The organism is Marinobacter salinus, from assembly GCF_001854125.1.
GTDB classification, from domain to species: domain Bacteria; phylum Pseudomonadota; class Gammaproteobacteria; order Pseudomonadales; family Oleiphilaceae; genus Marinobacter; species Marinobacter salinus.
This window is the reverse complement of record NZ_CP017715.1, coordinates 1,642,071-1,666,317: the sequence shown is the minus strand read 5'-3', so window position 1 is coordinate 1,666,317 and position 24,247 is coordinate 1,642,071. Positions and strand designations below refer to the sequence as shown.

The window sequence follows — 24,247 nt, the reverse complement described above, 5'->3', positions numbered from 1 at the left end:
AGCCCGGCACCTTCAAGGAGCTGGATGAGAAACGGGAGAAGTTGCGACGATTGATCCGCCACCACTTGAAGGAACATTACGAGCGGGACGAGGCAGAGACCGAAGCGGAGCTGGACCGGGACATCCGACGAGCCAAGACCATCCTGTCCCTGGATGAGGCCGCCAGGAAAGTCGACCGCTTCCTAAAGACGAACTGCCCAAGGATGGGCCGGGGGAAACGGAACAAGGAAGTGAAGAGCAACATCACCGATAACGAAAGCGCCAAGATGACCACCAGCAAGGGCACGATCCAGGGCTATAACGGCGTGGCTGCGGTGGACAAGAAACACCAGGTCATTATCGATGCCCAGGCCTTTGGCGAAGGCCAGGAACACCACACGCTGCAACCGGTACTGGAGAGTGTGGAAACCCGCTTCAAGAAGCTGGGTATCGCTGACAGCATTTATCAGCAAGGCACTGTGATCACGGCCGATACCGGCTTCGCCAACGAAGCGAACATGAAATACCTGCACGAACGGCAGATCAACGGCTACGTGCCCGACAACAAATTCCGCAGCCGCGACCCGAAGTTCCAGAACCAGAAAGACAAGTACGGCAAGCGGCATCAGAGCCAGCCGACTACGGGTTGGAAAGACATCGTCCCGGCCAGTGAATTTCAGTTCGATCCGGTAACCCTCACCTGCGCCTGCCAAACTACACCGACTGAATGAAACACCGTGTGGACAGCCCGCAGGGGAAAGAGATCTATAGCCACCGCATGTCGGTGGTGGAACCGGTGTTCGGCAACATTGGCACGAATAAGGGGCTCAATCGCTTCAGTTTGCGGGGCAAAAAGAAGGTGCAGGGCCAGTGGCAGCTATACTGCCTGGTGCACAATATTGAGAAGCTTGCGAATTACGGGTGGTTGGCGGCGTGATACCGAGAGTGGATGCCCTGAGGAAGAGCTTGCTGGAAACCAGCAACACCGGCGCTTAGCACGTCGAAAAGCCGAGGTTCATGGCTGGGGCCTGGATTCGGGTTTTTCTACAGCCTCGTTAGCTGCCAAGAAGGAATCGCATATCGATAACTTGATTTGGATTGTCATCGGTGGATTTCTCATGAGTGCGATCGCCTTGGTGGGCAGTGTCACCGTAGTGCTTAAACCGGCCACCCTTGATCGCTTGCTGCTACCCTTTGTCTCCCTTGCAGCGGGAACACTGATTGGCGGTGCCTTGTTTCACATGATTCCAGAGGGTTCTGCCGCCCTCGACCCGTTGGTAACCGGCGTGTGGCTCGCCGCTGGTTTTGTCACCTTTCTGGGGTTGGAGCTGTTTCTTCACTGGCACCACTCACACAGTTCCGAACCTACAGGACGAAAACCGGTAACCTATCTGATCCTTATTGGCGATGCTGTTCATAATTTTCTCGGCGGCCTGGGGATTGCTAGTACCTTCCTGATCAATCCTGCTGCCGGCGTTACCGCTTGGGTTGCGGCGGCAGCCCACGAGGTTCCACAGGAGTTGGGCGACTTTGGTATTCTGGTGCGCGGTGGCTTTCCTCGACGAAGTGCTTTGCTGTGGAATTTCCTCTCTGCACTGACTTTTCCTCTGGGAGCCCTGGTCGCTTATTTTGCAGCTCAACAGTTTGAAGTGTCCGGCTTGGTGCTTTTTGGCGCAGGCAACTTCATTTACATTGCCGCTTCCGACTTGGTACCGGAGATCAAGGCAAATAAAAGCTTCCGCGCCGCAGCCACGCATTTCGGTTTCTTTTCAGTGGGGATAGCGCTGACGCTATGCCTCGCGATGTGGAATGCATGAACGAGTCAGCTATCAAGGTGCTGCTGTTGGACAAATTTTCCGCTGCGCTACAAATTTGCCACAGAGCGTAGCGTTATGCGTAAAGGGTAATGCATTGGGTCCAGGTAATGCACTGACTGGTCGTGCCACTACAGGGCGTGCGCAGCAGGGGCATGGCCAGTGGCGAGGACGGATTTGTACCACGGACCCAGTCTAAAACGAACTCCGAGACTTGAGTTATTAATTCCATATAGATCGGGCGATGCTCCAGAGGTAAACTGAATGTCTATGGGACACCCACCTGCGGAGCCAAGACCTCCTACCGTTTGGCTAAAACCCGGGCTATTGATGGTTTTCGGAGCCACGTTAGAGGTGAAAAGCCATAAACATCACCCTATCCAGGTGGTGTGGCCCGCCGGTCAGAAGGCGATTTGCCGCCATGACGATCTGGTTGTGCATGGAGCGGTGGTTGTGCAGTCGCGGGTTGCCCACCGGCTGACGATGGATAGCGGCTGGGTCATACTGGTGGAACCGCAAAGCGCTCTGGGAGCGCGGCTGTCGCAGCTACTCGGCAATCAGGCCATGATTGCCTTGCAAGAGTTGCCGGCTGCTACGCCACTCATACCCAGTGCCGAAGATGATCCGGCCGCTCACCTTGGTGGCCTGTTCGGCGCTCTCGACATGAAACAAGAATTTCTGGCCCAGTCCACCGGCGATACCGCGTCAACCGTTGCGGATGAGCGATTGCGAACACTGTTGCGAGAACTGGACGAGTGCCTCTCCGGGGCCTGCCTTAAACCCGCCGGCTGGCGCGCCGTAGAAGTGGCACGGTCCCTGTCATTGTCGGAAGGACGTTTTCTCCACCTGTTTCGCGAACAGATGCATATACCCTGGCGCCCTTACGTGCTCTGGCGGCGCTTGATCTGTGCCATAAACGCCCTGGCCCAGGGAGCCTCCGCCACCGAAGCGGCCTATGGAGCTGGCTTCTCCGACAGCGCCCATTTGAGCCGGACCTTTAAAAGCCTTTTCGGGCTGTCCATTCGAGAGGCCGGCGGACTTTTCTCATAGCCAGTTTATTCAATTATTCCGGGCGCCTCCAAAGTACACTGACAGTACATGTTCTTTAACAGGAGGAGACGCCCATGAACAGTCCGGATAATGATTATTTGTCGCAGACGCCAATGCTGGACTACGACCACCCCAGCCTTCAGGCGTTGATCAAAGCGAAATGCTGGCGCGAGTTGTCGCCTTATGACGCCATCGGCGCCATCTATACCTTTGTGCGGGACGATATCCACTTCGGGTACAATACCGACGACACCATTCCCGCCAGCCAGGTGCTCAAAGACGGATATGGTCAGTGCAACACCAAAGGCACTTTACTGATGGCGCTGCTCCGGGGCGTGGGCATTAGCAATCGCTTCCATGGCTTCACCATACACAACGAGTTGCAGCGCGGTGCCATTCCTTGGTACCTATTCGCGCTTGCCCCGGAACGCATCGTTCACAGCTGGGTGGAAGTTTACCTGGACGGTCGCTGGATCAACCTTGAAGGTTACATTATCGACAGGGCTTATTTAGGCCAGGTCCAGGCGCGCTTTGGTGACGAGTGTAAAACGTTTTCGGGGTACGGCGTCGCCACGCCCTGCCTGGCTCAGCCACCCATAGATTGGCACGGGGAAAACACCTATATTCAGAATGAAGGTATCGCTGATGATTTCGGTGTTTACGCCCGGCCGGACGATTTCTACCCCACTCACAGCAATTTGGCCGGGGTGAAGAAGTGGCTGTTCCGATACCTCTTCCGCCACTTAATGAACCGTAACGTCGACCGTATTCGCAGGCGGGGAATCAGCGGTCGGTCAAGGAAGCCCTTCACAAGGATGATTCGACAGGATTAGGTGTATATTTTTAGGAATGTCCGCAGTAACGGGGTAGAACCCACGTCTTTTCATTGCGGCTTCGCCTCCATTCCAAAGCCGCGCATGCTGGCTGGCGTTATGCAGAGCGTTCGTCTTGACGTACGTACCTATAGGCGTACACTTGATAAAAGTTAAACACGCAAGAGGTGCGTCATGACCGGAATCACAGCAACTGAGGCGCGCAGCAACCTTTATCGGTTGATTGATGAAACTGCCGAGTCCCACCAGCCAATCGTCATTATGGGTAAGCGGAACAAAGCGGTTTTGGTATCCGAGGAAGATTGGTCGGCAATACAGGAAACACTTTACCTGCTCTCGGTACCGGGTATGCGTGAGTCTATTCGCGAGGGGATGGACACCCCCGTGGATGAATGCGATGAGGAGCTGGACTGGTGACATGGAAGTTGGTTTATACCAAGCAAGCCCAAAAAGATGCAAAGAAACTAGCCTCCAGCGGCCTCAAACCAAAAACCCAGGAACTATTAGCGCTGATAGCGGAAGACCCATACCGCAAGCCGCCACCGTTTGAGAAACTTATTGGCGATCTTGCGGGAGCCTACTCACGCCGTATCAATATTCAGCATCGTCTGGTCTACCAAGTGCTCGAATACGAGCGTGTGGTTAAGGTTTTAAGGCTCTGGAGCCACTACGAATAATGCATAACCAGCCGCTGTTGCCGGACAATTTTCCACAGCTTGGCGGCTCCAAAATTGCCGCAAAGCTCCGCGTTAAATTCTTTTGCTGCACCCTAGCCGACTATGCTGTAATACACTGTAGTCACTAGCATTGAGGGTACAGTCATGAGCGTCACTACCGTTCGTCTTCAGGCAGAAGTTGAACAACATCTGGAAGCAATTGCCGGCAGACTCCATCGGAGTAAAGGCTGGGTGATCAATCAGGCGCTATCAGAATATATTGAAAAGCAGCAGCGTGAGCAGGAGCGTTGGCAGCAAACGCTGGAGGCAATGGAGTCGGCTGCCCAAGGAAAGGTGGTCGATGCTAGCGAGGTCCATAGCTGGCTCAATAGCTGGGGAACTGAAAACGAGCAGGATGCACCGAGGTCAGGTAAGTGAAACTGGTTTACACGGACGAAGCCATTGAAGATTTGAAGCGCCTCAGGGAGTTTATCGCGGTTCACAATCCTTCTGCGGCAGGCAGGATAGCCACAGAACTGGTTAGCAAAATCGAATTACTACCAGACTTCCCCAGAATGGGAACACCGGTTGAAATGGCACCGGTACCTGATTCCATCCGCGACATGGTCTTTGGCAAGTACGTTGTTCGCTACTCCGTACATGTCAGTGCCATCATCATTCTAAGGGTATGGCACGAGCTGGAAGGTGAACGATAGCAATTTAACCAGCCGCTGTTTTCGGACAGTTTTTCCACAGCTGCGCGGTTCCAAAACTGCCGCAAAGCTCCGCGTTAGCGGGCTATAAACTATGCCAACTCCAGAAGAAATTCTCGCTGGGCTCAGCGCCATCGCCAATGATTGGCGTCTTCTTGCCATTTTTTGGCACGGATATTTCGCAGCGCTCATTTTTGGGCTGTTTGCTGGGCTGCGCCTGAAAGGACGACTCTTTGGAATACTACTCGCAGCGCCGATGCTCTCCGTTAGCGCCCTTGCATGGATTCATGGGAACCCGTTCAACGGATTTTTCTTCGCGCTCACAGGTGTCGTGTTGATCGGGATCGCAGCACGTATTGAGATAGAACGTCTAAGCATTGCTCCAATGCGGCTTACGATTCCCGGAGCTTTACTAATCCTCTTTGGTTGGGTTTATCCTCATTTTCTCCAGGACACAGGGGCCACCGCGTACCTCTATTCAGCACCAACGGGGCTAGTCCCATGCCCTACGCTATCGGTTATCATCGGATTTACGCTGGTGCTGCGCGGATTGGGATCTAGGGTGTGGTGCCTTGTGTTGAGCGCAGTGGGTCTATTCTATGGTGCCTTCGGCGCTGGCCGGCTTGGCGTGACGATTGACTGGATTCTATTCATCGGCGCACTAGCAACAATATATGTAGCATTTTCAACTCATTTGACGGGAAACCGCATTGGCGAAATCGCCCGCTAACAAAAAATTGCAGTCCGTTCGGGCCCTGACGGGCCTCCACAGGATTCCCAAGACATGAAATTTTCGACGTATAGCGAGTCTGACCGACAGGAAATTGAGGCCCTGTTTACCCGGACGTTCTCTGATTCAGAAGGTGAGTCCGAGGGAAAGCTGATTGGGCATTTGGTGCATGAGTTGATGAACGGGACCGAAACCGATGACCTGTTCGGGTTCATAGCTACCGAGCAAGGGCAGATAGTCGGCTGTATCTTTTTCACGAGATTGTCGTTCGGCTCCCCCGTAAAAGCTTTTATGCTGTCACCGGTAGCTGTTGATACAGACCACCAGGGCGAAGGTGTTGGCCAAAAACTGATTCATTTTGGCATTAAGCGCTTACGTGAACTGGGTGTCGAACTCATTTTTACCTATGGTGATCCGAACTATTATTCAAAAGTGAGTTTCGAGCACGTACCTCAAGAGGTTGCGGAAGCGCCGTTTAAACTAGCTCATCCAGAGGGTTGGCTGGGGCAGTCGTTGGGTGGGGGCAGTCTTGAGCTCCCACTGGGACAGGCTTGTTGCGTTGAGGCATTTAATGATCCTCGGTATTGGTAAACCTATCTACCGGACCGAGAATCACATAAAAATTCGCGTCAGGCGTATCGGGGTAAGTCCATTAAATACTGCCTTTCGAATGAACATAGACCATAAGGCCAGCATCGCGAACAAACCTGTACCGCCGAGAATGTTACCGATGAGCACCAGGGAAATAGGAGAACATGGCTATGGTCGAGATAGTTCTGGAATCGATAATCAAATGCCCAAATTGTGGTCATCAGAAAACGGAAACTATGCCTACGGATTCCTGCCAGTACTTTTACGAGTGTGAATCTTGTCGTACTTTACTCAAGCCGAAGCAGGGAGACTGCTGTGTCTTTTGCTCATACGGCACCGTGCCGTGTCCGCCCATTCAGCAAGGGTCAGGGTGTTGTAAGTGAAAAAAACGGGGAAGACCCATACCGCAAGCCGCCACCGTTTGAGAAACTTATTGGCGATCTTGCGGGAGCCTACTCACGCCGTATCAATATTCAGCATCGTCTGGTCTACCAGGTTCTTGAGGACGAGCGAGTAGTGAAAGTTCTCAGACTCTGGAGCCACTACGAATAATGCATAACCAGCCGATGTTGCCGGACAATTTTTCCACCGCTTCGCGGCTCCAAAATTTCCGCAAAGCCCCGCGTTATGCATCACAATATAAATTTCATTTATCGAGGAGATAAAGATGTCAAACGAAGGTTACCATGAACCAATAAGTGAGCTCTCGGATGAAACAAGAGATATGCACAGAGCTCTCACATCACTTATGGAAGAACTTGAAGCAGTGGACTGGTACAACCAAAGAGTTGATGCCTGTAAAAACGAGGAGTTGAAAGCAATCCTTGTTCACAACCGTGATGAAGAAAAAGAGCATGCTGCGATGGTTCTGGAATGGATCAGGAGACAAGATCCCCGGTTTGATAAAGAATTAAAAGACTATTTATTTACAGACAAGCCAATTGCTCACAAATAAATGCATACAAGGCCATTAAGGTTGTGGGCCTGCAGCTCTCCACCAGAGCGCATCCAGCTCAATCCTGTCGACTGGGGAGGGATGGAGCGAGAGGGAAGCAGGTCACTACTTCTGAATCACCGCCATGAGTGGCAGCAAGATGGCTATAGATATCGTTAAGCTGAACTCGCTTGGTAATCGGGCAGACGGTATTGCTCCTCGAGCGTTGAGCGCCTATGAAATCTTTGGAGAGACACTCTATAGTCCGTGCCAGGGAAGCATTTTCAAGGTCCGCAAAAGTCTGCCAGACAACCCTCCCGGACATCCCGATACAGAGCATCCTGAGGGCAATTATATCGTGCTGAAGTGTGCTGAGGCGGATATATTCATGGCCCACTTAAAGGCAGGCAGTATTAGAGTGGATCCAGGGGAGGTTGTGACTTCGGGGCAACCGTTGGCTAAAATCGGCAATTCGGGGAATACACTTGAACCGCATCTTCACATTGGTGCAGCAAAAGACGGTAAAGAGATAGGGCTCCAGTTTAACGGGCGGTCATTGTCGATTAACAGTGTGATAAGCCGAAAGAAAGAAGTGCATAAAAACGCCATTAACTTGAACGCGCAAAAGCGTCGCTTCGCTTTGCTCTTGCGCGCTGGTAATGGCGAACGTAGAGGACAAAGGCAACGACTGTGTTATCCGACAAATTCTTCGATGATTTAGCGGGCCGCGAGAGCAGCTCTACTGTTGCGAACCCATACAAGCGGAAGGGTGCACTAGTGAACCTTCGGCTGTACTTTCAATATATGAATGCCTTTCCGTCAACGAAAAAAATCTTGTTAGTTGGTGAGGCTCCGGGGCACAAGGGATGCGGTGTAACTGGTATCCCATTCACCAGTGGTGCTGCTTTTCAGGATGGCCAACACCCTCTTCTTCAGCAGCTGAATTCCCAAATTTCACTGCCTTATGTCGAGTCTGAAAACACTGCAACTATCGTGTGGGAATATCTCTACGCGAAGGAAAACACTCCGCTTTTCTGGAATTCGTTTCCGTTCCACCCACATCCGGAATCCACCCAAGCCACGAACAGGGCGCCAACGAATGATGAAATTGATGAGGGGGTGCGCTATTTGCGGGAAATTCGGGAATGGTATCGGCCAGACGTCGTCGCTTCCGTTGGCTGGAAGGGAATGAGAGGCCTGTCCAAGGCATTTCCGGGCGAAAACTTTTTGTATATCAGACATCCTTCATTCGGTGGAAAGAGAGATTTCATCAGCGGGATGGAAAATGTCATCTAACAAATCATTGCAGAGGACGTTTGACCCGCCATCCATTTTGCTGCCGCAAAAAACGGACGTCGCCTCAAACGCTACTGAATTCATTCGTTAGGCTTCAGAAGTAAGGCACATCCTGCTATGGCAGAGTTATTGGAATTTGAAACCGAGCGGCTACATTTGCGGCAATGGCAAGAAAGCGATTTTGAGTCGTTCGCTCATCAAGCAGCGCGGTTGGGGGTTATCGTTAGCCCACTGGGGGAAAGGCTATGCATCAGAAGCTGCTCGCGGTGCATTACATGTTGGGTTTCAACAGCTGCGACTTCCTGAACCAGCCGGCGTTGCCGGACACTTTTTCCACCGCTGCGCGGCTCCAAAACTGCCGCAAAGCTCCGCGCCAGGGGGTAAGGAAACACCATGGATCAGGCAGAATATTGGTACACGGTAGCTTCAGTGTTGCTGTTCTTTAAGATGTTTGCCATATCCGCATATCAGGGGTTCCATCGAATCGGGAAGTTGACCTTCAAGAACCCCGAAGATGCCGCCTTCGTGAGGCGGGAGGCCGCCGAAGAGGAGTTGCCCCAAGTTCAGAGAGCAGCCCGCGCCTGGTTAAATGACCTCGAGAATATCCCCATCTTCCTGGCCTTGGGCGTGGCATACATTTGGGTTGGCGCCACTCCCGGTTGGGCCGTTTGGCTCTTCTCGATATTCACGGGAGCTCGCTATTTGCATACATTATTTTATCTGTGCGGAATTCAGCCTTGGCGAACGGTGGCTTATGCAGTCGGAGTGGTGTGCATGTTCACCATGAGCATTCAGATCCTCTTGGCACTTCCCTAACCAGTGCAGGCGCGGTGACATCCATTACATTGCGCCTGCGGCACCATGCGCGCAATTTGGGTCGGCGGTGAAATGCAAACGCCGGCTTCCGGCCAGGAGCTCTTATTCAGAGCGGGTGTCATGACCAGAGTCATGATATCTGTGAAATCTCATCCCTGAGATTTTGTTTCCTTAGAAGTTACGGATTTTATTTGCATGTGCTTGGGATCTCGGTTGGTGGCAAGCGTGGGTCTACTCCCTGCTGATCTTATCCGTGGGTATTGGGGGGCGTATATGGGCGGAACAGCGACACCCCGGATTGACGGCTGAACGGCAAAATATTGAAATTATCCGAAACGCAAAGGCCTGGGATAAAGTGCTTGCTCCGCTGATGGCAGTGAGTATCAGTTACCCTATGGTTATTGTGGCAGGGCTGGACCATCGCTATAACTGGTCCCCCGAATTTCCGCTATGGATCAATGTAATTGGATTCATATTGATCGCGTTCGGTTATGCCTTCGCTGCATGGGCAGTGGCAGAGAACCGTTTTTTCTTCAGCGTGGTAAGTATTCAGACGGAACGAGGGCATGTGGTGTGTGATACCGGCCCGTACAGGTTTGTTCGGCATCCGGGTTATGCCGGAAATATTCTTCCACTGTTCGGTATCGTTCTTGCGCTGGGCTCGGTATGGACCCTTATACCTGCGGCATTAGCAGCAATTATCTCGGTGATCAGGACCGCACTAGAGGACAAGACTTTACAGGAAGAGTTACCGGGCTATCGAGACTATGTGCAACGTGTGCGCTACAGGTTGATCCCCGGCATTTATTGAGAGAAATTACATCTTGAGAAAAATTCTCAGCCTTGGGACGGTTTCGATTCTTTTGCTCGTAGAATTCAGTATGTTCTACGACTTTTTCTCTCCGTTTCGGTTTCTGTGGAGTGAAGGCAAGGTAATAGAGTTAATCCTGTCAGTGCTGGTGTTTCTCTGGAGTCTGGCAGGCGTTTTCTTAATATTTTTTAGTGGCCGCAGTCTTATTCGAAAAATCACCTTGCCATTTTTTATGTTCTTCTTTCTTTCCAATATCGGCTCCTTCCTTGTCTCAAACGCGCCCATCGATTTCCAACAGGCAGACCTGATTGTGAGTTATTTTCAATGGTGGGCCGGGGCCGTGGTTGAGAATATTGGTCTGGCGGTACTGCCGCTTTTTATCATTCTAGTGCCGCTTATTATTTTCACCGAACGTTTGCCAGGCCTTTTAAAATTAAACATCCCCGGAAAGCTCTATGCCGTTCCAGTCAGCACAGTACTACTTGCCTTTATTGTTCTGCTGAACAGCGATGGAATTTTGATCGATACCCATCTTTTTTCAGGGTTCCGGCACTGCTTATGTTTGCCGGCCAAAGCGACCTCTACGAGGGCGAGAGATCTGAGGCCAATTACTCGGGTTCTTTGGAATCGCAGGTTGAGAAAATCGTTCTGATTGTGGATGAAAGTATCCGTGCGGACATTCTGGGAATCAATGGATACGGAAAAGGTACGACTCCCTATCTTCGCTCGGTGGAAACTGGCCTCATCAATTTCGGGTTGGCCGCTTCGGCGTCAAACTGCAGTGATTATTCCAACCTCATCCTCAGGACGGGTATCAGAAAAGGGGCGATCCCGGACCACGATCAAATGAGCTTGAAGACACCCTCAATCTGGCAATTGACCAAGAGGGCAGGGTATTACAATGTTTACCTGGATGCGCAGAGCGCAGAGGAATGGGGAAACTACCAAAACTTCATGAACAAACAGGAAGCGACCTTTATAGACGAACTGCTAAGGCTTCGCCAGGGCGTCGCCTACGAGAGTGACGGAGTTGCTCGTGACAAGCTGATTGATCTGCTAAAACAACCCGGTAAGGTCTTTATCATGCTTAATAAGTATGGCATTCACTTTCCGTACTTCAGGAGCTACCCCCCGGAATCCATAATTTTCACCCCTGCTCTTGGGCCAGGTGAGCCAATGAATGACAGAGAAAAATCTCTGAATTCATTTATGAATGGAATACGTTGGAGCGTCGATGACTGGTTTAAAGGCTTGCTGTCCGAAAGCGGTGAGTTCGGGAATTACGTCATTATTTACACAAGCGATCATGGACAGAACATTGTCGATGACGGGACACTGGCCACACACTGCAGGCCCAGGGCAAATCGTTTTGAGGGCATTGTGCCCATGATGGTTTTCGCCAGCGACGCGGCAACCCTGGAAAGGTTAAAGGCGGCACAAGCGGAAGGTTATGATCGAACCAGCCATTTTCAGGTATTTCCGACGCTAATTAAACTTGCCGGTTATAATGGAGCTTGGGTAAAAAGCCACTATGGAGCATCGCTGGGTGAGCCTCTCGGCTCCTCGCCAGAATTTTTTGTGGGAGACGTCCATGGCCGTGGGTCGGTCAGAAACTGGGTCTCAATATTCCCGAACGGTATAGAAAATGACCAACGCCCCTGAATACGGATGTGGCAGGTGAGGATGTTAGGGTTCGAAAAGGCAAGTTTGGCCGAAACAAAAGGCTGCGCGGCTGATTTGCGCATTTGTTTTCAGGAGAAAGTCTCGTGATCATTGAATCCTGGTTTGCATTTGTTATCGCATCGGCCGTTTTGCTGGTCATTCCCGGTCCGACAATTTTGGCTGTCATCAGCTATTCGGTCACCTATGGTCGTCGCGCCAATATTCCCCTGGTGGCTGCGGTTGCACTTGGCGACTCAACTGCGTTATTTACGTCCCTTGTAGGTTTTGGGGGCATTGCATGCCAAGCGCTCCGCACTGTAGAAGGTGACAGATGATTCCACCTGACTATTCCGATCCATTCGACGTTGCGGGGCAGCAAGTCACGATTCGCACAATGCATCCGGCGGACCGCCGCATTGAGGCCGAGTTTGTTAATGGTCTTTCTCAGAAGTCACGCTACCAGCGGTTTCACGGTGCTATGCGTGAGCTTCCGACTAAGATGCTGGATCGCTTTACGCATCCCGATTACCCGGACGAAATGGCGCTGATCGCTACCATCACTGAAAACGGTGAAGAGCGTGAGATTGGCGTTGCGCGATATGCCCGGACCACAGAGCCTGGCCATGCAGAGGTTGCTATTGTTGTCTCGGACGAATGGCACGGTAAGGGCATTGGAACCCGGTTGCTGAGAGATCTCAGGGAGCTGGCAATGCAAGCCGGATATCGCCACCTGGAGGTCAGCATACTGTCTGATAACAAGCCCATGCTGGAATTGGCGCGCGAGCTGGGCTTTGAGAATACTCCGTCGCATTCAGGCTATCCGGAAATCACACTGGGCAAAGGCCTTGATCAATGACCATTCCTGTTAAAGATGTAACCGACGCTGAGGTTTCCTGTTCCAATTGCCGTGCCTGCTGCTGTCGCTTGGAGGTCATGATCATCAGCGATACCGGCGTTCCCGAAGAGCACATTGCTTTCGATAAATGGGGGGGTGAAACCATGCTGCGTTTGTCGGATGGGTGGTGCTCCGCTTTAGACCGGGAAACGTTCATGTGCACGATTTATGAAAACCGTCCGTGGATTTGCCGGGAGTTTGAAATGGGCTCCTATGAGTGCCGGGAAGAGCGAGCGGAATTCATGTAGTTTTTACCATGAATTCCACTCAGAACATCAGCAGGCAAGCCGTTTGGTCTGTGCGGTGTCGACATCGTAATATTCGATTTTCACGGTTTTGAAGTTCAGGTCGACAAACAAGTGGCAGTAGTAATCTCCGTGGCGCCAGGCCATGGCCACACTGGAGTTGTTGGAGTAGTTCAGTTCAAAATGGCCGTCAAAGGCAGGGTAGTTGCTACGAAATTCCATAAGGCCCAGTAAGCGCTGCACGACCGGTTTCTGAACCGCCTGTTCCACCTCATCCAGGCTGTAATAGTGGCGGTTAATATCCCGCAGCTCTCCGCTCTGTTCCATAAGCTCATGATCATTGCAGCCCGCAAACAGCCCAACGTAGTAGACCTGTGGAATTCCGGGTGCGAAAAACTGGATTGCCCGGGCCGCGATGTAGGCGTCGTCATTTTGCATGAGGGCGTCGTAAAAGGTGCAGGTAAGCTGATAGATCGCGCCAACGCTATGAATATTGGCCGCGGAGCGGCGCATGATAGGGTCCGCACTGCGGGCATCAATGTTGTCGATCAGAACCCTGATTTTCTCGTCCGGCAGCACACCCTCGACATCCGGGATACAGATGCCATCGTGTGTATCCAGAACGGTGACCATATTACGCGGACACATGCGCAGCCAGTTTTTCAGGTACACGCTGTTCGCGTCTAACAGCGAATAGAGCAGCAACGGCGGTAAGGCGAAGCCATAAGGATGCATGTTGCGCCGGCCGATCGCGTACTGGTAACTGGTGTGATCGTGCACTTCCGGCAGGCATTCCGCGCCATGCTTCAGCGCCACTTCGTTGATCCAGTCCAGTATCCGGTAAACCTCGGGCTCCACTAGAAAGCAGCTGGTGCCGATTCGCTTGGTGGTGTAGCCGAAGGCGTCGAGCCTGAGCAGGTTCACGCCTTTGGAGGTGAGGAACCCGATGTAGCTTTCCATCAGGGTGTAAGCCTGATCAGCATCGTAATTCAGGTCAATCTGCTGTTCCGTGAAGGTACACCACACCCGGGTTTTGGTACCGTCCGCGAGCGTGACCTCCCGGAAGGGTTCTTTCTCCTTGCGAATGTGGATCTTGGCCATATCGTCCGGGGAGATCTCGCCGAATTTGTCCACATGAACAAACAGATCGGCGTACTTTGAGTCAAAACCATTGACAATGAAGTCTTTGAATTCGGGAGATTCATCGGAAATGTGATTCACGGTGAGGTCTACACACAGGTCGTATTTTTGTGTGAAGGCTTCAATATCGTTCCAGGTGCCAAAGTCCGGATCCACTTCCTTGTGGGTCAATGGTGAAAACCCGCCATCGGCGTTGGAGGGAAAGAAAGGCAGGATATGCAGCCCGCCGATGGCCTCTGACAGATGCTTTTCAACAACGGTGTGAAGGTCCTTCAGATCTTTGCCGATGCGGTTCGGGTAACAAATCAGCTGCACTGCATTTTTTAGCAGCATGGTCTGGCTCCTGCTTTGGGCGAATGCCGGTATATGGGGGCTTCGGGCCGATCAGGCCGCACTCTGGCCCAGGGGCACGATTTTCTTGAGCTTGCCTTCCCGCCGCTGTTCCACTGCGTGAATAAACTCTCGTCCCCAGTATTCAATGTCATAACGGCTCACGATTTCGAAGGCTTCGCTGAGCCGGTTCCTGGCTTCGCTGCGGCTCATGGCCAACGCGTAGTAACAGGTGTCGGCAAGGTCCTGTGGATGGTGTGGATTCGCCAGAATGGCACCGCGCAGCTCGGCGGCGGCACCGGCAAACTCGGACAGAACCAGCACACCGCTGCCTTTGGTTAATCCCTGGGTCGCGATGTATTCTTTGGCAACGAGGTTCAAACCATCCCGAAGCGGAGTAATCCACATCACGTCGGCCATGGTGTAGTAGGCCACCAGATCTTCGAAGGGCAGGGCCCGGAAAAAGAACTGCACAGGGGTCCATCCGACCTGGGCAAACTGCCCGTTAATGCGCCCCACCGTTTGCTCGATCTGAGACAGCAATTCCTCGTAGATGGTCATGCCCGCCGCCGCGGGCACACAGACCATCAACAGGGTGACTTTGGTGGCCAGTTCGGGATGCTCGTTAAGCATGCGCTCGTAGGCGTGAAGTTTCTCGATAATCCCTTTGGTGAAGTCCAGCCGCTCCACGGACAGGATTAACCGGATATCCATGAATTCCTCCCGCAGCGTTTCCATCCGCGCCACGACGCTCTGATCGGAGAGGGCATTGCGAACACGATTCAGGTCGAGGCCAACCGGGTGTGCGCCCAGCCCGATCCTGCGATCATTTACCCGGATTTCGGTCGTCATCTCGTCCAGCCCCACCGCGCACCCATAGGTGAGAAAGCGTGGTGCGCAGCCCATTTTCTGGGTGACTTCCAGCGGGGTTACGCCGCGGGCCACGTCCACAAAGTTTTCGGCCTGCCTGGGAATGTGGAAGCCAATATGATCACATTGCAGCAGGCTGCCAATGATCTCACGGCGCCAGGGCAGCACGTTGAACACATCCGCGGAAGGGAAGTAGGTGTGATGGAAAAAGGCAATGGTGAGGTCGGGACGCATCTCGCGCAGGAACGCCGGCACCATCCACAGGTTGTAATCGTGAATCCAGACCACGGCGTTTTCCGCCGCTTCCGCCGCGGTACGTTCCGCAAACATTTTGTTCACTTTGAGGAAGACCTGCCAGTGGTCATCCCGGAAGGTGGCCCGCTCCCAGAAAGTGTGCAGGGTGGGCCAGAAGGCTTCTTTGGAGAACCGCTTATAGAAGATTTCAACATCTTCTTTGCTCAACGGCACCCGTGCTGCGACCAGTTTTTCATAGCGGCCGCTATCCACTTCCGTATGAGTCTGGAAGGGGCCAAGGTCGGGATCGTCAATCGACCAGGCCACCCAGGCTCCTGCCTTGCCGTCGGCAAAAAAGCTCAGTAGCGTCGGAATGATGCCATTGGGGGATTTGGGGCGGCGCCGGATCAGCTCGCCGTTCTCGATTACCTCCTCATAAGGCAGGCGATGATAGACGATTACCAGGTCGGATTTTCCCGAGTTCATGTACTCGGGAATTTCGGCGTCGATGCCGGCGTGTCCGAGATAGCCGAAGTGTTCAAATGCCTCAAGAATACCCCCACAGCCAGTGGCTCCGGCATGAAATACCCGTGCCTGGTGTTCTGTCGCTTCCAACAGTGCCGCCTCGGACTCGCCGACACAGACACCCTTGAATTCGTGTTGATACATCGACAAATCGTTCAGGGTATCACCGGCCACCAGAACCGCTTCCGGTTCTAATCCCAGGTGCTCAACCAGGCGGGACAGTGTGCGTCCTTTGTTGACATCCTTCGGAAGAATATCCAGGTACTTGCCGGCTGAGAACAGGATATCGCAGGACAGTGCCTCCACCTGTGCCCGCATGTTTTCGCAGACCACATCGCTGTGGCAAAAATAGGAAACACGGCGTTCCTGCGGTACTTCCTGACGCTGCAGACCTTCAAAGGAAGCGAGGGCACTCTCAACCATGTGCTCCCCAGGCCAGAGATCGTCGATTTCGCCCTGCAATGGCTGTATCGCTTGTTGGGAATCTCCGTGCACCACGGTACAACCGACATCGCAAATGATGTAGTCCGGTTCGGGAATCGTCGGATCTGAAAGTAAGGGCAGCACGGATTCCAGCCCCCGACCTGTGACAAACACCAAATCAATTTCAGGGTGAGCGGAGATCAACTGATAAAGCTTGAGGCGATTTTCCGGATCACCCGCGAGAAAGGTGCCGTCGAGATCGGTGGCAAGTAGCATTGTCTACTCCTGATGTGTCTTCCTTAATGTCCAGGAGTTCAGCAAAACGTTGAGTAAAACGGGAACCGCTTAGCACGGGCAAAGCTTTGCTGAACCAGGGGACCCTTGAGAGGTGTGCTTGCAGTTTTCATACCGGGATACGCAGCCAGCTCTGCAATGCACATCGCATCAGCAACAGGTAATCCCGGGAAAACAGAGGGATAGAGTGCTCTGGGGCATTGGACTTGTGTCAGACACGTCGTGTTGGAATGCACGCCGATGGTGCAGTGTGTGGGCTGGCGCGTCATTTTCGGGCTGTGCCCTCAGGTGCATGACGCGCCGCTTGTGTTGGCGCAGCAACTCCGGCATTTGAGTCCCGGGGAATTGCTGACCCTGTGCTCACTGTCAGCCGGCTTCAGCGGCCTTCTATCATTCCGGACTCGTCCGAGATCACAATCTCCACGCGTCGGTTTTGTTGCCGGCCGGCACTGGTGTCATTGCTGGCGACCGGGTACGCCTCACCATAGCCCTGGACTTCTACCCGGCGGCTGGAAATGCCCTGCTTTAACAATGAGTCATAAACGGACATGGCACGTCGCTCCGACAGGCGCTGGTTGTAAGCCTCTTCGCCAGTACTGTCGGTATAGCCTTCAATCCGCACTCTCCGATTCTCATACTCTTGCATGAAGTCGGCGAGGCGGGCCACCGTGCGCTCACCGGACGCCTTCAGTTCCGCCTTATTCAGATCGAACAGCACGTCGCCCAGAGTCAGCACCATGCCGCGGTCTGTCTGCTCCGCTTTCAGGGCTTCCATCTGCGCCCTGAGCGCCTCAGTCTCTTTGGTTTTCAGTTGCAGCATGATCTGTTTGCGACGCTCTTCAGCGGAGCTGATCTGGGACTCCAGGGAAGCACGCAGCCCCTGCTGTTGGGCAATCTGGGCGTGCCGGTTCGCCAGATAGGCGGCATGTTCAACCGTCTCAATATCGGCACCGTCTTCGAGCAACGATTCGGCTCTGTCGAGCTGGGTTTTTGCACTGCGTAACTGGCTGGCACCGCTACGTGCAACATCCGGATCCTGCTCGATGCTTTGGTAGGTTGAACGGGCTTCTTCAATTTTGGCGTTGCTGGAGGGAGTGCTGGCACAGCCGGCCATCAGTGTGGACAGCCCGATCGCGATGCTAAGGGATAGTATGGGTTTCATCGTCTCAATCTCCTTGTCCGGGCTTATTGTTTGTCCGTTTCCAACTGATTCTGGAGGTTTTCGATGCTTCGGTTGATCTCGGCTACGGCTTGCCTTGCCCTCTCGGTCTGGGAGCGCGCAGCCGCTAACTGGGCGTCAACTGCTGCCTGCTCCAGCAGGTGCTGTGCTTCACCGTATTGCTCCCGGTCTATCAATTCACGGGCATCGGCCAGTTTGTTCTGGGCTTGATTGAGTAACACCGGCTCGAATTGACGGGCATCGGCGGCTTCGGCCTGCTGGATGGAAGACTGCGCTGATTGTAGCTGGCTGTCCGGTTTCGGTCCGGGGCCGGCACAGGCGATCAGAGCCGTGGCCAGTCCGAGAACAATGAGGGGGCGTGCAAATAGGCGGTGCGGCTTCATGTGTGAACTCCCTTGCCTGGTTGCTCCCGTCTCCTGACGGGACGAACAAGATTGTTAAATAATGTAAAACCACTAAAGATGACTATAGCAGAAAAAGACTGGTACGGTTTCAGGGTAGTGTTCGACACAAGACTGGAGGTTGGTTTTGGATAAACCCGAACGCTGGTCGCAGAGCGTCACCGAATCCAGCGATGCCCTGGACCTTGAGCAAGGCGTATTTGCCCTTGAAGATCCCCGGGAAATCGCCTGCTCCCTGAAGAGGTCTGCCGAGAAGAGCAGGCGTCGGAAATCGGATCCTTACCGGTCGGCCATGTCGATGCTGACGTTTTACATCAATCGGGCCGGAAAGCAGCTTGCCCCGGACCAACGGGACCGCCTGGAGGCTGCAAAGGATGAGTTGCGAGACCTGTTTGGCAGGCCTCGAAAAAATCAGTGAATACGAACAAACGCCTCAACCCTTGCCTTATGCAGGAACGCCCCAAGGTTTTCGGGGATAATGAACCTTTTTTGCGCCAAAGGGCGTATCCCTGACAGTGATTGTCTGATGCCCGCATATTGGGCCTGTTTTTTTATCCGAAGGAGAGAGCACAGCTATGAGTGACCCGACCTACACTCCGCCAAAAGTCTGGAAATGGGAGTCCGAAAGCGGTGGCGCCTTCGCCAGTATCAATCGGCCAATTGCCGGCCCCACTCATGACAAGGAGCTTCCTGTCGGCAAGCACCCGCTGCAGCTTTATTCATTGGCAACGCCGAACGGTGTAAAAGTCACCATCATGCTTGAGGAGCTTCTGGCCCAGGGTTTTGAGGGCGCCGAGTACGATGCCTACCCGATCCGGATTACCGAAGGTGATCAGTTTGGCAGCGGTTTTGTTGAGATAAACCCGAATTCCAAGATTCCGGCATTGCTGGACCGGAGTGTGGATCCTGCCGTTCGTGTGTTCGAGTCTGGTTCCATTCTTTTGTATCTGGCCGAGAAGTTCGGTGCCTTTCTGCCGAAAGACCTCGCTGGCCGTACGGAGACCATGAACTGGCTGTTCTGGCAGATGGGCAGCGCGCCGATGCTGGGCGGGGGCTTTGGCCACTTCTACGCTTATGCGCCGGAGAAATACGAGTACCCCATCAATCGTTACACGATGGAGGTAAAGCGTCAGCTGGATGTTCTGGACCGACAGCTGGCGAATAATCGTTACATTGCCGGAGATGAGTACACCATTGCGGATATGGCAATCTGGCCCTGGTATGGCGCGTTGGTGAAAAACAAAGTGTACGACGCGGCTGAGTTTCTCGAGGCCCATTCATACAAGAACGTGATTCGCTGGACAGACGAGATTGCCCAGCGGCCCGCTGTTCAACGCGGCCGGATGGTAAACCGGACCTGGGGCGAGCCTGAAGAACAGCTTCACGAACGCCACGACGCGAGCGACTTTGAAGACAAAACGCAGGACAAGCTTGCGGCGATTTTGGGGCATTCCTGAATCATTTGCTTATTATTGGAACTGAATAAAACACCGGCAGTCAGAGGCTGCCGGTGTTTTATTGCTTTAGTGGTGACGAGATTAGCTCTCTACCTGGCTATCGTCCTCAAGAATGAGTTCCACTTCCTCCGGCTCAAGAACCTGGGCTTGGTAGTCGAGGCCCTGGTCTTCGATTACCGCAACGAAGGCCTTCAGGTGGCTTTTGGAGCCATCCAGAAGGTTGGAGTAGGCGAGTGTGATGGCACGCTCATCGGTTTCATTGATTGCGGCAAGAATGTCTCGCATGTCCTTCTCCTCAATCAGGCCACCCACGTACAGGCCGTCAAGAAGTGAGTTCTTTCCTTTGGCAATAAGTTCGTCGTAAAGCGCCTGTAATTCCTCATTGGTAAATACGCCTATGGTGTCATTAACAACAGGATCTTCAACGTCAAACTTATCAAGCAAATAGTTAACAGTGCTCGTGTGGGTTTCCTCCGAGAGGGCTATTTGTGCAAAGACTTGCGTTTGGTCACCCCAGTACTGATCAAGAGTCAGGTATACATCTCTGGCAAGTTTCTCTTCTTCACGCATGAATTGGAGATCGTCAGTTTCGGTGGTGGTTAACTCGGACGACGCCGAAGAGCTCTCATGGCCCTGACCGCCGGCTGCCAGGGCGGAGCTACTAATGAAGATCGAACTGATGATCAGACCATTGATGAAAGAGTTTGTTTTCATGGTTACCTCACATAAACGACAATATTTAAATCCCGAACTTATAGGTAAGACGCAAACAACCGAAAAAGGTTCGTTAAATTATTGTAAGTTTGCTTTCTTTTTTCTTGTTGCTTTATAAACGGTTTAAATATTGTTAACTCTATCTTTAGTTATCGTTTTTTTAATAAAAAGAAAATAACGATTTACTTTTTTATTTACACTTGAACTTTGAGTAAGTGAATGGTCTCACCTGTGCATTTCCCGGTTTGTCTTTTCAGGCGCTGCTACTCGCGGCACAACTTAGTCGTTTTAGTGGTCTATCCTTTGGTTACATTCTTCGCAGTTTTGCAGACTGCCCGTTACTCATCAGGAGGAAGCTGATGGCCTTACCATCGCCCTTGACGCCGGAACAGGTCTATCACCGGTGCCCACTCGACCAACTGGATTTTGACACCACCGAATCTTTGGAAGACCTGGAACTGCCTTGTGGCCAGGAACGTGTGCTGCGGGCCCTTGAGTTTGGCGCCAGTATGCAGGCGGATGGATTTAACCTCTTTGTCCTCGGCCCCTCAGGCGCGGGCAAGCATGAGTTGGTCGAGCGTTTCTTTTCCAGTCATGCCAAGCGACAACCTGTACCCTCGGACTGGTGCCATGTTCACAACTTTGAGTTTTCGGACCGGCCCAGGTCTATTCGTCTCGCAGCGGGGGAGGGCCGGCAGTTCAAGAAAGACATGAATGATCTGGCCGGGGAGTTGCGCACGGCTATTCCGGCCACCTTCGAAAGTGAGGAATATCAGGCGCGTCTGCAGGAGCTGCAGGAGGAAATGACAAAGCGCCAGCACCAGGGTTTGTTTGATATACAGGAAGAAGCCAACGCCAATAACATTGCCATGATAACGACGCCTGCGGGCTTTACCTTTGCTCCAATGCGCGAGGGCGAGGTTATTGATCCGGAGGAGTACAAAAAGTTTTCCGATGAAGAAAAAGCGCTGGTGGAATCCAAGGTAGAGGAGCTCCAGAAAAAACTGCAGCAGACCATCCAACAGATTCCGCGTTTGCGTAAGGAGGTCCGGGAACGGGTTCATGCTCTGAATGAAGAGATGGTACAGCTCACACTCGGCGGTCCGATCGGGGAGCTTCGCGAAAAATGGCGGCACCTGCCCGCGGTTGTCGATTATCTGGATGCCATACGTGAGGATGTGGTTGAACACGCGGAAGCGTTCCAGGACACCGAAAACGGTCCACCCAGTGGCCTGCTGGGGCGTTACAGAGTCAATCTGCTGGTCGACAACGCCGAGACGGTCGGGGCGCCTGTAATCTATGAGGACCTCCCCAATCACCAGCATCTGGCGGGCCAGATTGAGCACCGGGCCCGGCAGGGCACACTCTACACTGACTTCACTCTTATCAAGAGTGGTTCTGTGCATCGGGCGAACGGTGGCTACCTGCTTATTGATGCTCGCCGGATACTGACCCAGCCGATGGCATGGGAGAGCCTGAAGCGCATTCTGTTTTCCAGTGAGATTCGGATCGAATCCCTGGAACGCCTGTATGGCTTGGCGAGCACCATAAGCCTGCAGCCAGAGCCCATTCCGGTATCGGTTAAAGTTGTGCTGCTTGGTGATCGGATTCTGTACTACCTGCTGTCCCACTACGATCCGGATTTTCTGGATCTGTTCAAGGTTGAGGCCGACTTTGAGGATGACCTTGACCGGGACGATGATAGCTATGAGCTCTATGCCCGGATGATCGCCACCATGGCGCGGAAGCTGAAATGCCGGCCGCTTGGCCGGGACGGAGTGGCAAGGCTGATTGAGCAGGCGAGTCGCTTGGCGGCGGATCAGCGTAAACTTACGGCTCATGATCGGGTATTGCGGGATCTAGTCAGTGAGGCTGACCACTGGGCAGACCGCGCCGGTGTTTCCGTTATCGAGGCGGACCACGTTCAGCAGGCGATTGATGAGCGGGAATTCCGGGCCAGCCGGATTCGCGACCGGAGTCGTGAACAGATTGCCCGCGGCACCGTGATGATCGCTACCGAGGGTGAGACCGTGGGGCAGGTAAATGGTCTTTCGGTGCTCAAGCTCGGTGCGTCAATGTTTGGCCAACCAACCCGGATTACGGCTACCGCCCGTCCGGGGAAAGGGCAGGTTGTGGATATTGAGCGGGAAGCCAAGCTGGGCGGCCCCATTCACAGCAAGGCTGTTATGATTCTTTCCCGTTTTCTGGCCAGTCGATATGCCGGCGAAGGCGAGCTGTCACTGTCGGCAAGTCTGGCCTTTGAACAGTCATACGGGGGCGTGGAGGGCGATTCCGCGTCCATTGCAGAAACTTGTGTTCTGTTGTCGGCAATCAGCCGTCTGCCGTTGCGCCAGACGTTTGCCGTTACCGGCTCGATGAACCAGCACGGAGAGGTTCAGGCGGTTGGCGGAGTCAACGAAAAGATTGAGGGCTTTTTTGATGTCTGCCGTGAGGCCGGGAAGGTGCGCGGTCATAGTGTTATTTTACCGGCAAGCAATGTGGAGCATCTGATGCTTAATGCGGAGGTCCGCAAAGCCATCGCCGATGGCGATTTCAGCATCTACCCGGTTTCGCATATCGATGAGGCCATTGAGCTCCTGACGGGCAGGGACGCCGGCGAGCCGGATGAGCAGGGTGAGTTCCCGGAAGCATCTTTCAACCGGGCGGTGGCCGATCGTCTTTCGCAGTTTGCCGAAGTCAGCAAGAAGCGGAGTGACAGCGAAGGAAACGATGACAGCAATGGAGATGCAAACCGTGAGTAATACTGCCAAGCCTGAAGAGCGGGCTTCCGCACGTGGGCGTGTACTGGTGCTGATCGACGGTTCAAGGATGAGTTATGCGGCCCTGGAGGCTGCCGTTGATATCGCCGGAAAACGGGGTGTGGATGTCCTGGGTGTGTTCGTTGAGGAACTGAATCTGGTGCGTAGTGCCGGATATGGTTTTTCACGTGAGGTTGGGTCGGTCTCCGGTATCAGCCGGCCTCTCGACCCGGGCATTCTGGAACAGCGCATGCAGCGCTTGGCTGATCAAGCGCGTGCTGCGCTTGTCCGGGCGGTCAAACAGCGTGGAGGCAGGCAGGCCCTCAGTATTGCTCGTGGTCATGTTGTTGATGAGGTGCTGGCGTTGGCTGGCCCGGAAGATCTCCTGGTACTCGGTCGTGCCGGTTGGTCTTCGCCGGCCGGTGCCCGGCTGGGCTCCACTGCACGGGGGCTGATCCGGCAGTCACCGGGGCACGTTTTGTTGTGGTGTGAGCAGACGCTACGATCCCAAAACCGTGTGGTCGTTTTCCTTAATGACCACGATGACGCAAATCATCGGGCTGCATTGGCCGCCGCCGAAATCTCGCGCTACTATCACCAGCCGGTGACGATCATTCTGGGCGCCGGTATTGAGCCAGCCTCTGAGCGGCTCGACGCTATCAAGCAGGATCTTGATGTGCTCGGGGCCGGCACCCGCTTGCGGGTTCTTTCTGATACCAACCCGATAAGGGTAGCTCGGTTGCTCCGGGAGGAGGGCGCCTCGCAACTGGTAATTAGCCGGGAGTGTGCGCTTTTTGACGAACCTGGCGCAGAGCAGCTGTTGGCAGCACTTACTCTCCCCGTTACTGTAACGCCCTGACAAAAAGGGTTCCTTGGGTAGTTTTGATCTGGGGCG

At 53.5% G+C, this 24,247-nt stretch carries 31 protein-coding genes and 1 pseudogene; 27 read left to right on the top strand and 5 right to left on the bottom strand.

The features are described 5' to 3' along the window. Positions 1-5 precede the first annotated feature (5 nt). From BKP64_RS19665 to BKP64_RS07525, 23 genes and pseudogenes are all read left to right on the top strand, one after another. A pseudogene (locus tag BKP64_RS19665) lies at positions 6-916 on the top strand (transposase); the annotation flags it as partial. After that, entirely contained in the window at positions 888-1,796 is a 909-nt protein-coding gene (locus BKP64_RS07620) for a ZIP family metal transporter (protein ID WP_198402660.1), read from the top strand. The pseudogene BKP64_RS19665 and the gene BKP64_RS07620, both read left to right, overlap by 29 nt. 351 nt (positions 1,797-2,147) lie before the next feature. After that, complete coding sequence (locus tag BKP64_RS07615; protein ID WP_157755409.1) at positions 2,148-2,843, top strand: AraC family transcriptional regulator; 696 nt, start codon at positions 2,148-2,150, stop codon at positions 2,841-2,843. 74 nt (positions 2,844-2,917) lie between these two features. Then, positions 2,918-3,676, top strand: a complete 759-nt coding sequence (locus BKP64_RS07610) for a transglutaminase-like domain-containing protein (protein ID WP_070968105.1) — start codon at positions 2,918-2,920, stop codon at positions 3,674-3,676. Positions 3,677-3,850: 174 nt separating this feature from the next. Continuing rightward, positions 3,851-4,093 (top strand): type II toxin-antitoxin system Phd/YefM family antitoxin, encoded by a 243-nt coding sequence (locus BKP64_RS07605; protein ID WP_058092928.1) that lies wholly within the window; start codon positions 3,851-3,853, stop codon positions 4,091-4,093. Further along, positions 4,090-4,353, top strand: coding sequence for a Txe/YoeB family addiction module toxin (locus BKP64_RS07600; protein ID WP_070968102.1), 264 nt, complete (start codon positions 4,090-4,092; stop codon positions 4,351-4,353). Before BKP64_RS07605 ends, BKP64_RS07600 begins: the two co-directional genes overlap by 4 nt. Before the next feature lie 144 nt (positions 4,354-4,497). Beyond that, positions 4,498-4,770: a CopG family ribbon-helix-helix protein gene (locus tag BKP64_RS07595; protein WP_070968099.1), complete on the top strand. Its 273-nt coding sequence runs from the start codon at positions 4,498-4,500 to the stop codon at positions 4,768-4,770. After that, positions 4,767-5,048, top strand: a complete 282-nt coding sequence (locus BKP64_RS07590; protein WP_070968095.1) for a type II toxin-antitoxin system RelE/ParE family toxin — start codon at positions 4,767-4,769, stop codon at positions 5,046-5,048. Before BKP64_RS07595 ends, BKP64_RS07590 begins: the two co-directional genes overlap by 4 nt. A 91-nt stretch (positions 5,049-5,139) precedes the next feature. Next, positions 5,140-5,775, top strand: a complete 636-nt coding sequence (locus BKP64_RS07585; RefSeq protein WP_070968092.1) for a hypothetical protein — start codon at positions 5,140-5,142, stop codon at positions 5,773-5,775. A 54-nt stretch (positions 5,776-5,829) separates the two neighbouring features. Further along, positions 5,830-6,366 (top strand): GNAT family N-acetyltransferase, encoded by a 537-nt coding sequence (locus BKP64_RS07580; protein ID WP_070968090.1) that lies wholly within the window; start codon positions 5,830-5,832, stop codon positions 6,364-6,366. A gap of 164 nt (positions 6,367-6,530) precedes the next feature. After that, complete coding sequence (locus BKP64_RS19505; RefSeq protein ID WP_472387581.1) at positions 6,531-6,749, top strand: GDCCVxC domain-containing (seleno)protein; 219 nt, start codon at positions 6,531-6,533, stop codon at positions 6,747-6,749. After that, a complete protein-coding gene (locus tag BKP64_RS07575; protein ID WP_070968087.1) occupies positions 6,682-6,918 on the top strand; it encodes a Txe/YoeB family addiction module toxin in 237 nt (78 codons plus the stop codon). Before BKP64_RS19505 ends, BKP64_RS07575 begins: the two co-directional genes overlap by 68 nt. Before the next feature lie 115 nt (positions 6,919-7,033). Then, entirely contained in the window at positions 7,034-7,321 is a 288-nt protein-coding gene (locus BKP64_RS07570) for an encapsulin-associated ferritin-like protein (protein ID WP_070968084.1), read from the top strand. A gap of 124 nt (positions 7,322-7,445) precedes the next feature. Beyond that, positions 7,446-8,021, top strand: coding sequence for a M23 family metallopeptidase (locus BKP64_RS07565; RefSeq protein WP_083329179.1), 576 nt, complete (start codon positions 7,446-7,448; stop codon positions 8,019-8,021). Positions 8,022-8,077: 56 nt separating this feature from the next. Then, positions 8,078-8,596 carry a uracil-DNA glycosylase gene (locus BKP64_RS07560; protein WP_070968079.1) on the top strand — a complete coding sequence of 173 codons (519 nt, stop codon included), beginning with the start codon at positions 8,078-8,080 and terminating at the stop codon, positions 8,594-8,596. A gap of 136 nt (positions 8,597-8,732) precedes the next feature. Next, a complete protein-coding gene (locus BKP64_RS19300; RefSeq protein ID WP_198402659.1) occupies positions 8,733-9,020 on the top strand; it encodes a GNAT family N-acetyltransferase in 288 nt (95 codons plus the stop codon). Continuing rightward, positions 8,990-9,412 carry an MAPEG family protein gene (locus BKP64_RS07555; protein WP_070968076.1) on the top strand — a complete coding sequence of 141 codons (423 nt, stop codon included), beginning with the start codon at positions 8,990-8,992 and terminating at the stop codon, positions 9,410-9,412. The genes BKP64_RS19300 and BKP64_RS07555 overlap by 31 nt, the downstream gene beginning before the upstream one ends. A 298-nt stretch (positions 9,413-9,710) precedes the next feature. Further along, entirely contained in the window at positions 9,711-10,223 is a 513-nt protein-coding gene (locus BKP64_RS07550) for a methyltransferase family protein (RefSeq protein WP_198402658.1), read from the top strand. Between the two features lie 13 nt (positions 10,224-10,236). Continuing rightward, positions 10,237-10,875, top strand: coding sequence for a hypothetical protein (locus BKP64_RS19295; protein WP_070968071.1), 639 nt, complete (start codon positions 10,237-10,239; stop codon positions 10,873-10,875). Continuing rightward, on the top strand, positions 10,845-11,885 hold the full coding sequence (locus BKP64_RS07540; protein WP_070968067.1) for a sulfatase-like hydrolase/transferase: 1,041 nt from the start codon (positions 10,845-10,847) through the stop codon (positions 11,883-11,885). The genes BKP64_RS19295 and BKP64_RS07540 overlap by 31 nt, the downstream gene beginning before the upstream one ends. A gap of 104 nt (positions 11,886-11,989) precedes the next feature. Further along, positions 11,990-12,220: a hypothetical protein gene (locus BKP64_RS07535; RefSeq protein ID WP_070968064.1), complete on the top strand. Its 231-nt coding sequence runs from the start codon at positions 11,990-11,992 to the stop codon at positions 12,218-12,220. Continuing rightward, positions 12,217-12,741, top strand: a complete 525-nt coding sequence (locus BKP64_RS07530) for a GNAT family N-acetyltransferase (protein WP_070968062.1) — start codon at positions 12,217-12,219, stop codon at positions 12,739-12,741. Before BKP64_RS07535 ends, BKP64_RS07530 begins: the two co-directional genes overlap by 4 nt. Further along, entirely contained in the window at positions 12,738-13,028 is a 291-nt protein-coding gene (locus tag BKP64_RS07525; protein WP_070968058.1) for a YkgJ family cysteine cluster protein, read from the top strand. The genes BKP64_RS07530 and BKP64_RS07525 overlap by 4 nt, the downstream gene beginning before the upstream one ends. A 27-nt stretch (positions 13,029-13,055) precedes the next feature. On the opposite strand, the gene gtfA is transcribed toward BKP64_RS07525, so the two are convergent. The 4 genes from gtfA to BKP64_RS07505 form a co-directional block, all read right to left on the bottom strand. Continuing rightward, positions 13,056-14,498, bottom strand: coding sequence for a sucrose phosphorylase (gene gtfA, locus BKP64_RS07520; protein ID WP_070968055.1), 1,443 nt, complete (start codon positions 14,496-14,498; stop codon positions 13,056-13,058). 51 nt (positions 14,499-14,549) lie between these two features. Then, positions 14,550-16,823, bottom strand: coding sequence for a glucosylglycerol-phosphate synthase (gene ggpS, locus BKP64_RS07515; RefSeq protein WP_070968053.1), 2,274 nt, complete (start codon positions 16,821-16,823; stop codon positions 14,550-14,552). A 394-nt stretch (positions 16,824-17,217) separates the two neighbouring features. After that, a complete protein-coding gene (locus BKP64_RS07510) occupies positions 17,218-18,003 on the bottom strand; it encodes an OmpA family protein (RefSeq protein WP_070968051.1) in 786 nt (261 codons plus the stop codon). Between the two features lie 23 nt (positions 18,004-18,026). Then, positions 18,027-18,404, bottom strand: coding sequence for a DUF4398 domain-containing protein (locus BKP64_RS07505; RefSeq protein ID WP_070968048.1), 378 nt, complete (start codon positions 18,402-18,404; stop codon positions 18,027-18,029). A gap of 145 nt (positions 18,405-18,549) precedes the next feature. Here BKP64_RS07505 and BKP64_RS07500 point away from each other — a divergent pair, with 145 nt between their 5' ends. After that, positions 18,550-18,840, top strand: coding sequence for a DUF3175 domain-containing protein (locus tag BKP64_RS07500; protein WP_198402657.1), 291 nt, complete (start codon positions 18,550-18,552; stop codon positions 18,838-18,840). Between the two features lie 157 nt (positions 18,841-18,997). Further along, positions 18,998-19,879, top strand: a complete 882-nt coding sequence (gene yghU / locus BKP64_RS07495; protein ID WP_070968042.1) for a glutathione-dependent disulfide-bond oxidoreductase — start codon at positions 18,998-19,000, stop codon at positions 19,877-19,879. Between the two features lie 81 nt (positions 19,880-19,960). Here the strand turns inward: yghU and BKP64_RS07490 are convergent, their stop codons facing one another. Beyond that, a complete protein-coding gene (locus BKP64_RS07490; protein WP_070968035.1) occupies positions 19,961-20,593 on the bottom strand; it encodes a DUF2202 domain-containing protein in 633 nt (210 codons plus the stop codon). 359 nt (positions 20,594-20,952) lie between these two features. On the opposite strand from BKP64_RS07490, the gene BKP64_RS07485 reads away from it, so the two are divergent. Continuing rightward, positions 20,953-23,355, top strand: a complete 2,403-nt coding sequence (locus tag BKP64_RS07485; RefSeq protein WP_070968031.1) for an ATP-binding protein — start codon at positions 20,953-20,955, stop codon at positions 23,353-23,355. After that, complete coding sequence (locus BKP64_RS07480; RefSeq protein ID WP_099092581.1) at positions 23,339-24,211, top strand: universal stress protein; 873 nt, start codon at positions 23,339-23,341, stop codon at positions 24,209-24,211. Before BKP64_RS07485 ends, BKP64_RS07480 begins: the two co-directional genes overlap by 17 nt. The last annotated feature ends 36 nt before the right edge of the window (positions 24,212-24,247 follow it).

Bases quoted from the DNA above. Each gene is read 5' to 3' on its own strand.
- BKP64_RS07610 (WP_070968105.1), top strand. From the start codon at position 2,918: ATGAACAGTCCGGATAATGATTATTTGTCGCAGACGCCAATGCTGGAC.
- BKP64_RS07605 (WP_058092928.1), top strand. From the start codon at position 3,851: ATGACCGGAATCACAGCAACTGAGGCGCGCAGCAACCTTTATCGGTTG.
- BKP64_RS07595 (WP_070968099.1), top strand. From the start codon at position 4,498: ATGAGCGTCACTACCGTTCGTCTTCAGGCAGAAGTTGAACAACATCTG.
- BKP64_RS07585 (WP_070968092.1), top strand. From the start codon at position 5,140: ATGCCAACTCCAGAAGAAATTCTCGCTGGGCTCAGCGCCATCGCCAAT.
- BKP64_RS07580 (WP_070968090.1), top strand. From the start codon at position 5,830: ATGAAATTTTCGACGTATAGCGAGTCTGACCGACAGGAAATTGAGGCC.
- BKP64_RS19505 (WP_472387581.1), top strand. From the start codon at position 6,531: ATGGCTATGGTCGAGATAGTTCTGGAATCGATAATCAAATGCCCAAAT.
- BKP64_RS07570 (WP_070968084.1), top strand. From the start codon at position 7,034: ATGTCAAACGAAGGTTACCATGAACCAATAAGTGAGCTCTCGGATGAA.
- BKP64_RS07565 (WP_083329179.1), top strand. From the start codon at position 7,446: ATGAGTGGCAGCAAGATGGCTATAGATATCGTTAAGCTGAACTCGCTT.
- BKP64_RS07555 (WP_070968076.1), top strand. From the start codon at position 8,990: ATGGATCAGGCAGAATATTGGTACACGGTAGCTTCAGTGTTGCTGTTC.
- BKP64_RS07530 (WP_070968062.1), top strand. From the start codon at position 12,217: ATGATTCCACCTGACTATTCCGATCCATTCGACGTTGCGGGGCAGCAA.
- BKP64_RS07525 (WP_070968058.1), top strand. From the start codon at position 12,738: ATGACCATTCCTGTTAAAGATGTAACCGACGCTGAGGTTTCCTGTTCC.
- gtfA (WP_070968055.1), bottom strand. From the start codon at position 14,498: ATGCTGCTAAAAAATGCAGTGCAGCTGATTTGTTACCCGAACCGCATC.
- ggpS (WP_070968053.1), bottom strand. From the start codon at position 16,823: ATGCTACTTGCCACCGATCTCGACGGCACCTTTCTCGCGGGTGATCCG.
- BKP64_RS07510 (WP_070968051.1), bottom strand. From the start codon at position 18,003: ATGAAACCCATACTATCCCTTAGCATCGCGATCGGGCTGTCCACACTG.
- BKP64_RS07505 (WP_070968048.1), bottom strand. From the start codon at position 18,404: ATGAAGCCGCACCGCCTATTTGCACGCCCCCTCATTGTTCTCGGACTG.
- yghU (WP_070968042.1), top strand. From the start codon at position 18,998: ATGAGTGACCCGACCTACACTCCGCCAAAAGTCTGGAAATGGGAGTCC.
- BKP64_RS07490 (WP_070968035.1), bottom strand. From the start codon at position 20,593: ATGAAAACAAACTCTTTCATCAATGGTCTGATCATCAGTTCGATCTTC.
- BKP64_RS07485 (WP_070968031.1), top strand. From the start codon at position 20,953: ATGGCCTTACCATCGCCCTTGACGCCGGAACAGGTCTATCACCGGTGC.
- BKP64_RS07480 (WP_099092581.1), top strand. From the start codon at position 23,339: ATGCAAACCGTGAGTAATACTGCCAAGCCTGAAGAGCGGGCTTCCGCA.